Below are 10589 nucleotides of genomic sequence, written 5' to 3' on the forward strand. Positions count from 1 at the left end.
GTAGGCGACGAGGGAGCCCCAGGCGAACACGTCCCCCTCGGGACCGGCGGTACCGGTGCGGTACGGACGCGTCCCGGCGTGCGGCCGCAGGCCCGGAGGAGGACGTTCTGCTGCCCACGGCGCTCGGCAACGCGCTGCGCGCCGGCGAACTCAGCGCCGGAGAACGGTACGGGTTGACGACCCTCGCTTCCTGGCCACGGATCCTGATGCAGACCTCGGACCGGTTGTCCGAGGTGCTGCGCTCCGCCAGAACCGCCCTCGACGCCTCGGTCAATCTGTGCTGGAGCTTCTTGGCGTCGGGGATCCTGGGGACCGTGGCGTTGTATGACGAGCCGCCGATGCGCTGGGCACCGCTCGCGGCCTTCGCACTGGCAGCCCTCGCCTACAAGGGAGCGGTGACCTCTGCCCAGGCATACGCGGGGCTGATGCACGTCGTCTACGACCTCCACCGGTTCGACCTGCTGGAGGCCCTGCATCACCCGCTCCCCGACGCCGACGACGAGGCGGAGGCGTTCTGGCGTGTGTCACAGTTCTTTCGCGCCGGGCGATTCGATCCGAACCTGCGCTACGACCACATGCGCAGATCAGGCGCGGACCACACTGACGGCTCCGCAGACACCTAGCACGTGGACGACGAGCTGTCCCTGCCCCGGATCGCCGCTGCCGGGCTTCGGCGTGGTCACTCGGGTGAGAACCGTCCCAAGGGTGTGGACGGTGATCTCGTGACCCTGGGGAACAGCCAGCCGGACGTGGCCGGCCAGCGCCGTGACATTCACACTCACCGTCGGCTCGGGGCCGAGGTGTCGTAGGTCGGCCCGCAACTCGCCGAGCACTGCCCGTACCGACAACAGCTCTCCCGCGTCCGCCGGAACCACCACCTCCCCGGTCGTGAGGAACCGGGTCCAGCGGGAACCCGGTTCACTGCGCACCGTCGACAGCACCAGCGACATCCCGGCCAGCGCCAGGGCGACGGGGAGCAGCAGGTTCTGCACCAGGTGACGGTCCAGGCCGGCGGAGTTAACAAACCCTGTCAGTGCGATGGCGATGAGAAGCAGCGGGCCGATCAGCGAGTTCGACGGAACGGCTGCCCTGAGCAGGTTCACCGAGGCGAGCGCGAGAAGCAGCCACGGCCACCAGGCGGCTGCCCACTCCACCGCCGCTCGGGCCCGATGGGCCGGGTCGCCGACGAGGAGGGCACCGGCCGCGATGCCGAGCAACCCCACCCACAGCCGGGCACGCGCGGCACCACCCCCGCCCCTTGCCATCGCCCCGCGCCCTTCCACCTATGCGGGACCCTGCGGTGCCGCAGCGCCATGGTAATCAGGGCTGCCGACAGGGTCTTCAGGGGTGTGGGGTTCAGGCTTCTACCGATTGTTCCTGTTCCGCCAGCGGGCCAGTGTTTCGGCTTCGGTGAGGTCCTTGAGGGGGCAGTTGTCGCCATGCTTGAAGGCGACTCCCTTCTTGCCGGCCTTCTGGTCGCGGGGACCCGGTATAGGTTCATAGCACTTGGGGCACTCAGGTTGCTCATCTGTATAGAGGCCAGGCAGGGCGGCTTCCTGGTACACGCGATCTCCTCGTCATCGTGGATTGCTGGTGCTCAGGGAGAGGAACCAGAGGCCGTCCAGCACTGTGCACACCAGAACGAGAACGGCCGCTGCCGTACGCCAACTGGCCTGCATTCCGCCGTCCGGCGGGAAAAGAGCTGAGGCGACGCCCACTCCCAGCATCAGTGTGCCTACGTGGAAGCAGTAAAGGGCGATCGTCAAGCGCTTCTCGAAATAGCCCCGTGCTGCCGTGAAGCGCTCTTCCCGCTGTTCATCGCTGTGCCGGGGCAACTTTTCGGCCAGTTCGCCTCGTGTGAACCAGAACTGGAAGGCGTAGTGGCCTAGTTGGATACTGGCAAGCAACAGCATGGCCGTGGCGACGAGTGTGAGAAGGATGACCCCTGGCCACCTGAACTTGTCGTCTGCACCCCCGACAACCCCGGCCAGGGAGAGTGCGGCCGCGACCAGCAGCGGGGCAGTAATGAAGAGAACCTGCCTGGCGGCTTCCGGTCTGCCGAGCCGTATGTATGTGCTTCCCCCTGTCATGTAGGGAGTCTGAGGCTTCACCGATTCCATCGGCAGCAGCGCGAACCCGCCAAAACCCCTGAGGGCCCTGTTCCCGGTGTTGCGGAACAGGGCCCTCAAGTACTCACTAGGAGTGATCAGAAGCGGCGCGTGATCAGTGCCCGCTTCACCTCCTGGATCGCCTTCGTGACCTCGATGCCACGCGGGCAGGCGTCCGTGCAGTTGAAGGTCGTGCGGCAACGCCACACGCCGTCACGGTCGTTGAGGATCTCCAGGCGCTGCTCACCGGCTTCGTCGCGGGAGTCGAAGATGAAGCGGTGGGCGTTGACGATGGCGGCGGGGCCGAAGTACTGGCCGTCGTTCCAGAAGACGGGGCACGAGGAGGTGCAGGCCGCGCAGAGGATGCACTTCGTGGTGTCGTCGAAGCGCTCGCGGTCCTCCGCCGTCTGGAGGCGTTCGCGGGTCGGTTCGTTCGTGTCCTTCGTGATGAGGAAGGGCATGACGTCGCGGTACGCCTGGAAGAACGGCTCCATGTCGACGACGAGGTCCTTCAGGACCGTCAGGCCCTTGATGGGCTCGACCGTGATCGGCTTGGCCGGGTTGATGTCCTTGATCAGGGTCTTGCAGGCCAGGCGGTTCTTGCCGTTGATCCGCATGGCGTCGGACCCGCAGATGCCGTGCGCGCAGGAGCGGCGGAACGTCAGCGAGCCGTCCAGGTCCCACTTGATCTTGTGGAGACCGTCGAGGACGCGCTCCTTGGGGTCGATCTCCAGCTGGAAGTCTTCCCAGGTCGCCTCGGCCGAGACCTCCGGGTTGAACCGGCGGACGCGGAACGTGACGGTGATGAGGTGGTCCGAGGCCGCGGCCTCCGCCTCCACCTTGTCCAGAACGGGGGTTGCCATCAGTACTTACGCTCCATCGGCTGGTAGCGGGTCTGCACGACCGGCTTGTAGTCGAGACGAATCGAGTCCGTGCCGTCGTCGCCGACCTCGCGGTACGCCATGGTGTGGCGCATGAAGTTGACGTCGTCGCGGTTCGGGTAGTCCTCGCGGTAGTGACCGCCGCGCGACTCCTTGCGGGCCAGCGCCGAGACGGCCATGACCTCGGCGAGGTCGAGCAGGTTGCCCAGCTCGATCGCTTCGAGCAGGTCGGTGTTGAACCGCTTGCCCTTGTCCTGGACCGACACGTTCCGGTACCGCTCACGCAGCTCGGCGATCTTCTCGACGGCCGTCTTGATCGTTTGCTCGGTACGGAACACCATGACGTTCGCGTCCATGGTCTCCTGAAGCTCCTTGCGCAGCACCGCCACCCGCTCGGTACCGGTCGACGCGCGCAGCTTCTCCACCTGCTCCACGACGAACTGAGCCGGGTTCTCCGGGAGTTCGACGAAGTCGGCGCCCTGCGAGTACTCCGCCGCCGCGATGCCGGCGCGACGGCCGAACACGTTGATGTCCAGCAGCGAGTTGGTGCCGAGGCGGTTCGCCCCGTGCACGGAGACGCAGGCGACCTCGCCGGCGGCGTACAGACCCGGAACGACCGTGGTGTTGTCCGACAGGACCTCACCCTCGACGTTCGTCGGGATGCCGCCCATCGCGTAGTGCGCCGTCGGCTGGATCGGGATCGGGTCCGTGTACGGCTCGATACCGAGGTAGGTGCGCGCGAACTCCGTGATGTCCGGGAGCTTCGCGTCGAGCTGCTCCGGCGGGAGGTGCGTGAGGTCGAGGTAGACGTGGTCGCCCTCGGGACCGCAGCCGCGGCCCTCACGGATCTCCGTGTAGATGGAGCGCGAGACGACGTCACGGGACGCGAGGTCCTTCATGACCGGCGCGTACTTCTCCATGAAGCGCTCGCCGTCCTTGTTGCGCAGGATGCCGCCCTCACCGCGGGCGCCCTCCGTCAGCAGGATGCCCATGCGCCAGATGCCGGTCGGGTGGAACTGGAAGAACTCCATGTCCTCCAGCGGCAGCCCCCGGCGGTAGCAGGCGGCCTGCCCGTCACCGGTCAGGGTGTGCGCGTTGGACGTCACCTTGAAGAACTTGCCGGTGCCGCCGGACGCGTAGATCACGGCCTTCGCCTGGAAGACGTGGATCTCGCCGGTCGCCAGCTCGTACGCGACGACGCCGGCGGACTTCTTGACCCCGTCGACCTCGGTGATCAGCTGGTCGAGGACGTAGAACTCGTTGAAGAACTCCACGCCCTCCTTCACGCAGTTCTGGTACAGCGTCTGGAGGATCATGTGACCGGTGCGGTCGGCCGCGTAGCAGGAGCGGCGCACCGGCGCCTCGCCGTGGTTGCGGCTGTGCCCGCCGAAGCGGCGCTGGTCGATCGTCCCGTCGGGCGTCCGGTTGAACGGCAGGCCCATCTTCTCCAGGTCGAGGACGGCGTCGATGGCCTCCTTCGCCAGGATCTCCGCGGCGTCCTGGTCGACCAGGTAGTCACCGCCCTTGACCGTGTCGAAGGTGTGCCACTCCCAGTTGTCCTCCTCCACGTTCGCCAGCGCGGCGGCCATGCCACCCTGCGCGGCACCCGTGTGGGAGCGGGTCGGGTACAGCTTCGTCAGGACGGCGGTGCGGCTGCGCTTCGTCGACTCGATGGCCGCGCGCATACCGGCGCCACCGGCGCCGACGATGACGGTGTCGTACTTGTGGATCTTCATGATTGGTCGCAGCCCCGTGCCTAGCGGATGTTCGGGTCGAAGGTGAAGATCACCAGCGTGCCCAGCAGGATGGTGAACACCGTGGCGGTGTAGAGGAGGCCCTTGAGCCACAGCCGGGTGTTCGCGCGCTCCGCGTAGTCGTTGATGACCGTACGCAGGCCGTTCGCGCCGTGCAGCATCGCCAGCCACAGCATCAGCAGGTCCCAGACCTGCCAGAAGGGGCTCGCCCAGCGGCCGGCGACGAACGCGAAGCCGATCTTCGACACGCCGCCGTCCAGCACGAGCTGGATCAGCAGGTGCCCGATGACCAGGACGACCAGGACGACGCCGGACAGGCGCATGAACAGCCACGCGGCCAGCTCGAAGTTCCCCCGGGTCGACTTGGGGGTCTTCTTCGTGCGCTTGCGCGGGGCCTCGATGTACGGGGCCGGGTTGTCGACGTCGTAGAGCGAACCGCCCTCGACGGGACCGATGCCGGACGCGGTGGTTTCGGTGGTGGCCATCGGTGTCACTTCCCGAAGAGTTCGCGGGCCGCGTGGCCGAGGACGGGGTAGATCGCGCCGATCATCAGCACGACCCACAGGCCGACGACGCTCCAGAGCATCTGCTTCTGGTAGCGCGGGCCCTTCGACCAGAAGTCGACGGCGATGACGCGCAGGCCGTTGAGCGCGTGGAAGAGGATGGCGGCGACGAGGCCGTACTCCAGGCACGCGACGATCGGGGTCTTGTACGTGGCTACGACCTTGTCGTAGTCCTCGGGGGAGACACGGACGAGAGCGGTGTCCAGCACGTGAACGAACAGGAAGAAGAAGATGAGGACGCCGGTGACTCGGTGAGCCACCCAGGACCACATTCCTTCCCGGCCGCGGTACAGCGTTCCAGCCGGCACGGAAGTCCCTCCGGGAGCGGGGTTCGGGGTCTGCCGGCTTGTGCTGTCGGTCGACCCGGCCGGGTACGGTCCACCGGCCCCCAGCATGGTAGCTACGCGGTGAGGGCGGGTTTACGGCGGGCCTACCGGTGTGATCAAAGTGGCACGCGGATGGGTGAACCGTGGCGGCATCCGGGAGGGTGGGTCCTGTTATGTGCCGGGTGCGGGGTTGTTGTGGCTGGTCGCGCCCCGCGGCGGAGCCGCTATGTCACAGCCCCGCGCCCCTAAAGGACGTGCAGTAGACGTTGCCTTGCCAGTTTCCGGAGTTCCTCCGCAGCCACTACCCGTTCGTCCTCGGGATCGTTGAGCAATCGTGATCGGATCGCTTCCAGGACCGCGTCCAGAGAGTTCTCACAGACCACGAAGGCGTGGCCGAATTTCGCCTCGTATGCGGCGTGCGCGGCGCTTAGGGCCATGCTGGCCGCTGCGTACGTTTGGTCAGGGAGCCGGGGCATTTGTTCTGCCGCCAGTGCCTCCGCCAGGTCCTCCCTCGTCAGGTCGTACGCTGCCTCGTCCGCTGCCGCCAGCAGGGCGTCGACCGTGGGATACGGGCGGTGGGCCGCCACTCGCTCGCACCACGTGTGGCTGTGCAGGCACGCCAGGAGGTTGGTGTGGGCGTCGGTCGGGGGCGCCGCGTTGAACGCTGTGAGGCGTGTGTGCGTAGAGGGGGTGGGTTGTTCGGGTAGGGCCGGTATGGCCACGCGGTGGGCGGACAGCGGTGGTCCTCGTGTCACGGGGGGCTGGTGTGGCGTCACGTTATCGAGAGTGGTCGTGGTGTGTCCGACAGTTGCCCGAATTTCACTCGATCGGGAGAGTTTCGGAACGTGTGGTGGACGACGGGTGGTAAGTCGTGAGTCATAGGTTGACGGCGTGAGCAGGCACAGGCGTGGCACGCGGAAGAACGGTGGGCGGCGGGGCGCCGTCGTCGCCGGGGTGTTCGTGGCGACTGTGGGGGCGGGGGTGGGGGTCGGTGTGTGGGCGTCGGGCTCGGGGCCGTCGTCCGGGGCGGGGGTGACGGCCTCCGACGGCGGTTCCGTCAGTGCTTCCGCCGGGACCCGTAGTACCCCTGGTACTTCTGACGGGCCTCGTCGGCCCGCGTCCTCCTACCCCCTCTCCACCTCACCCCGCACGATCCCCGCCGTCACCTCGCACACCCCGGCCCGGGGGCCCGGGTGGCGTCCGGAATCGGGGTACCGGGTCGTCGTCGACGACTCCCGGCTCGCCGATGAAGGGCGGCTGATCGCGGGGGAGTTGGGGATCGCGTACGGCGGCGAGGCGGACGGCGGGCGGGACGGGGACGTCCGGCTCGAACTCGGGAAGGCGGGGGCGCCGGAGTCGTACAGCATGACGGTGAGCGGGGGGAAGGTCACTGTCAGCGGGGCGTCCGAGGCCGCGGTGTTCTACGGGACGCGGACGTTGAAGCAGGTGGTGCGTGGGGGTGGGGCGGCGCCGGAGGGGGTGGTGCGGGACGCGCCCGCCAAGCCTGTGCGGGGGTTCATGCTCGACATCGCGCGCAAGAACTTCGGCGCGGAGTGGATCGAGGACCGGGTGCGGGAACTCGGCGATCTGAAATTCAACCAGCTCGGTCTGCACTTCTCCGACGACCAAGGATTCCGGATCGCCTCCGACGCACATCCCGAGGTCGTCTCCAAGGTTCATCTCAGCAAGGCCGAGGTGCGGTCGATCGTCGCGCTCGCGCGGTCCCGGCACATCGAGATCGTGCCGGAGATCGATTCCCCCGGGCATCTCGGCGCCGTCCTCGCCGCGCACCCGGAATTGCAGCTGCGCAATGTGAACGGCGTCCCCACGAAAGGCGCCGTCGAGATCTCCAAGCCCGCCGCCGCCCAGCTCGTCGACGAACTCCTCGGTGAATACCAGGAGTTGTTCCCCGGCTCCGACTGGCACCTCGGCGGCGACGAGTACCAGGCCCTCACCGTGCCCAACCCCGGCGCCCTGTATCCCCAACTCGCCACCGCCGCACGGAACACGTACGGCGCCGGCGCGGGTGTCGCCGATCTCGCGACCGGGTGGCTCAACGACCGGGCGAAAGCGGTCGAGGGACGGACCGTGCGGGCCTGGAACGACGGGTTCTACCAGGGGACGTCCGTGCGGGCCGCCAAGGACATCCAGGTCGCCTACTGGACCGGCAAGGAACTCGGGGCGCGCAAACCGGTCGAATACCTCTCCGCCGGGCGTGAAGTCGTCAACTACAACGACGAGTTCCTCTATTACGTGCTCGGCGAGCCGAACACCTTCGTCTATCCGACGGGGCAGCGGATCTACGAGCAGTGGAATCCCCGGGTGCTGCGGGGGACCACCGCCGTCCCTGCCGCCTACGACGGCCGGATTCTCGGCGGGGTGTTCGCCGTGTGGTGCGATCTCGCGAACTCACAGACACAGGCTCAGGTCGCGGCGGGGATTCGGATGCCGTTGCGAGCGGTTTCACAGAAGCTGTGGGATGCCCGGAAACCGGCGATTTCGTGGACGCAGTTCCGGGAGCTGGCAGGGAAAGTGAGCTGACGGCCGGGCGGCGGCGTGCGAGGATGCGCGTTCCGGGTCTGGGGAGGCCCGGAATTCCTATGCCTGTTCTGATTCATTTCGGGGGGATTCATGTCTGTTGCCTGGTTGCGTTCTCCGGTGGGGTTGGGGAGAGCCACGGCGATCCTGCTGGGACTCGTCGTCGCCGTGCAGTTGTTCGCGGCGGGCACCGACGCTCTGTTGTACGACGTGTACGACGACATCGTGGCCGGTAAGGGGGTCGAGCGGGTGCGGGTCGTGGATGCGATGTACAACATCGGGGTGGCCGCGCAGATCGTCTCGCTGGTGCCCACCGCCGTCGTGTACCTGTGCTGGTTCTGGCGCGTGCGCGTGAACGCGGAGGTTTTCGCGCCCGCTGGGCACTCCAAGAAGCGGGGCTGGGCGATCGGCGGCTGGTTCGTCCCCTTCGCCAACCTCTGGTTCCCCCGGCAGGTGATGGGTGACATCTGGAAGGCCAGTGTGCCCGGCGGCCGGACCGTCTCGCAGGGGCTGGCCAACGCCTGGTGGGCCGTGTGGGTGCTGTGGCTCGTGCTCGACCGCTGGGTGAGTGTGAGCAGCCGCTCCGTGGAGACCTTCACGGAACTCCGGCAGGTGACCGGCTCGACTCTGGTCGCCGATCTGGTGGGGGCGGTCGCCGGGGTGCTGGCGATTCTCGTCGTGGTGCGGGTGACGCGGATGCAGGACGAGAAGGCGCGCGTGGGGGCGTGGGGCGGGGCGGTGCCGGTCGGCTGAGCGAGCCCGCCTCGCGGCGCACGCCGACTCTCCGGTTTTTGGCCGGAAATCTCGGTTCCGCTTGCCCTGGCGTGTCGGGTGGGCCCCTGTGAGACTGGGCGGTCACAGGGAAACAGGGGCTTCGTTCGGGGGCGGGGTCCAGGGGAGGGAGATTCGATGAACCTGGTCGAACTGTTGGCGGGGGCCGACGAACTGGGGCTGGCCGCGAGCGGGTTGGCTTGTTTGGACCGGTGCGTGTCCCTGCTGGGGGGTGACGACGAGGCGTTGCGCCCCCTGTGGGGCAACCTCGCGCCCGGCGGCGCCCCCGACGAGTGGGCGCCCCTCCTCCAGCAGATCCGCTCGAAGCTGGACACCACCCCCGAGGGCGACGACGCCGCCCTCCTCGTCCGCACCATGCTCGACGACGCCCCCGCCGACCGCACCGGCGACGCCGTCCGCACCTGGGCCGACACCTGCTCCCTCGCCGCCCTCCGCGTCCACCTCCTCCTCGCCCCCACCACCTCCACCCACGACGTCCCCCGCGACGGCCGCACCGACGGCCTCCCCCCTCTCGTCGTCGCCGAACTCCGGCGTCAGGCCACGGTGTTGGAGGTCGTCGCGGCGCACGGCGGCGCGGGGTTGCGACGTGCGGTGGACGTGTCGACCGAGGGGCGGCGGGTGTTGCGCGCGGTGGTCTCCCGGCGGGGGCGGACGGCCGTCCCACAGAGCTGACACGTCACAGCCTCCCCCGTCCGATGCGCCTCGTCGGACGGGCCGTCACTACCGCCGGGACGGCGATCGCGAGGACGGCGCCCAGGAGCACCCCCGCAGTCCACGGCACGTCGACGACGGGCAGGACACCGACGCCGAGCACCACGGCCAGCGGGACCAGACAGGCCAGGCCGGTGACGGCGGCCAGTGCCACGCCGACGGCCGCCGTGCCCAGTGACTCGTACAGCAGACAGCGCGCCAACTGCCCCCTGCCCAGGCCGACGGCGCGGAGGTGGGCGTGCTGGGTGCGGCGGTCGCGCTGGGCCAGGGACGCGGTGTTGGCGGCGGCCAGCAGCGCGTATCCGGAGACGACGGCGACGATGACGCGCGAGGCGAACTCGTCGGCGGCGCCGCGTGGTTGCAGGTCGTGGAGGTACCGCTCCCGTGACACGGCCGTCCGCCCCGGCCAGGAGCGGTAGGCGCCGGTCAGCAGGATGCGGTCCGCGTACGGGGCGTCGGTGTGCGCCACGGCCGTCGACCGGGAGACGACGAACTCCGGGAAGGCGAGGTCCCGTTCGTAGACGGCCACCAGCGTCAGCGTCGTCCGCGAACCGTCGGTGAGGGTGAGTCCGACGCGTTCGCCGAGGCGCCACTTGTGCGCTTCGGCCGTCGCCGCGCCCGCCGCGAAGGTGCCCTCCCGAACTGCGGCCAGGTCGCCTTTGCGGACGTCGAGGTCGAGCACGCCGACGAGCGCGGGGCCGTCGGCACCCCAAGCCCGCACGGCCTTGGGGGAGTTGTCGAAGGCCGTCGGCGGCGGGGTGATCTCGGCGGCCACCAGCGCCGTCGCGGTGCCGCCGGGGAACGCCGTCCGGGGGTCGGCGGCCTGAGGCAGGTTCGGTGAAGGAGTGCAAGTGAGAGTCGTCCCAGCCGAAGCACACCTGGATGATGTCGTGCAGGCAGCCGAGTGAGGTGTCAG

The 10589-nt window shown here is 68.6% G+C and carries 11 protein-coding genes and 1 pseudogene; 4 read left to right on the plus strand and 8 right to left on the minus strand.

Going from position 1 to position 10589, the window contains the following annotated elements:
- Positions 1–623: hypothetical protein (locus tag ACVNF4_RS25795; protein ID WP_461805267.1), on the plus strand; the 623-nt coding region annotated here is incomplete at its 5' end.
- Here ACVNF4_RS25795 and ACVNF4_RS25800 read toward each other — a convergent pair.
- The 7 genes and pseudogenes from ACVNF4_RS25800 to ACVNF4_RS25830 form a co-directional block, all read right to left on the minus strand.
- The gene (locus ACVNF4_RS25800) at positions 585–1265 is read right to left on the minus strand and encodes a hypothetical protein (protein WP_461805268.1); all 681 of its coding nucleotides are present in this window, start codon (positions 1263–1265) and stop codon (positions 585–587) included. The two genes, ACVNF4_RS25795 and ACVNF4_RS25800, sit on opposite strands and share 39 nt — an antisense overlap.
- Positions 1266–1577: 312 nt before the next feature.
- The gene (locus ACVNF4_RS25805) at positions 1578–2189 is read right to left on the minus strand and encodes a hypothetical protein (RefSeq protein ID WP_461805269.1); all 612 of its coding nucleotides are present in this window, start codon (positions 2187–2189) and stop codon (positions 1578–1580) included.
- Between the two features lie 17 nt (positions 2190–2206).
- The gene (locus ACVNF4_RS25810; RefSeq protein ID WP_461805270.1) at positions 2207–2971 is read right to left on the minus strand and encodes a succinate dehydrogenase iron-sulfur subunit; all 765 of its coding nucleotides are present in this window, start codon (positions 2969–2971) and stop codon (positions 2207–2209) included.
- Positions 2971–4725, minus strand: a complete 1755-nt coding sequence (gene sdhA, locus ACVNF4_RS25815; RefSeq protein ID WP_461805271.1) for a succinate dehydrogenase flavoprotein subunit — start codon at positions 4723–4725, stop codon at positions 2971–2973. The genes ACVNF4_RS25810 and sdhA overlap by 1 nt, the downstream gene beginning before the upstream one ends.
- Before the next feature lie 20 nt (positions 4726–4745).
- A complete protein-coding gene (locus tag ACVNF4_RS25820) occupies positions 4746–5228 on the minus strand; it encodes a succinate dehydrogenase hydrophobic membrane anchor subunit (protein ID WP_187747631.1) in 483 nt (160 codons plus the stop codon).
- Positions 5229–5233: 5 nt separating this feature from the next.
- Complete coding sequence (gene sdhC / locus ACVNF4_RS25825; protein ID WP_461805272.1) at positions 5234–5614, minus strand: succinate dehydrogenase, cytochrome b556 subunit; 381 nt, start codon at positions 5612–5614, stop codon at positions 5234–5236.
- A gap of 189 nt (positions 5615–5803) precedes the next feature.
- Positions 5804–6387 (minus strand): annotated as a pseudogene (locus ACVNF4_RS25830) (2-oxo-4-hydroxy-4-carboxy-5-ureidoimidazoline decarboxylase).
- A gap of 136 nt (positions 6388–6523) precedes the next feature.
- Here ACVNF4_RS25830 and ACVNF4_RS25835 point away from each other — a divergent pair.
- The 3 genes from ACVNF4_RS25835 to ACVNF4_RS25845 all read left to right on the plus strand — a co-directional run bounded on the left by ACVNF4_RS25835 (position 6524) and on the right by ACVNF4_RS25845 (position 9634).
- Positions 6524–8173, plus strand: a complete 1650-nt coding sequence (locus ACVNF4_RS25835) for a beta-N-acetylhexosaminidase (RefSeq protein ID WP_461805273.1) — start codon at positions 6524–6526, stop codon at positions 8171–8173.
- Positions 8174–8263: 90 nt separating this feature from the next.
- On the plus strand, positions 8264–8923 hold the full coding sequence (locus tag ACVNF4_RS25840) for a DUF4328 domain-containing protein (RefSeq protein WP_461805274.1): 660 nt from the start codon (positions 8264–8266) through the stop codon (positions 8921–8923).
- 156 nt (positions 8924–9079) lie between these two features.
- Positions 9080–9634 carry a hypothetical protein gene (locus ACVNF4_RS25845; protein ID WP_461805275.1) on the plus strand — a complete coding sequence of 185 codons (555 nt, stop codon included), beginning with the start codon at positions 9080–9082 and terminating at the stop codon, positions 9632–9634.
- Between the two features lie 4 nt (positions 9635–9638).
- Here the strand turns inward: ACVNF4_RS25845 and ACVNF4_RS25850 are convergent.
- A partial coding sequence (locus ACVNF4_RS25850) for an FtsX-like permease family protein (protein WP_461805276.1) occupies positions 9639–10589 on the minus strand: 951 nt, incomplete at its 5' end.

The organism is Streptomyces sp. S6 (genome assembly GCF_054880855.1).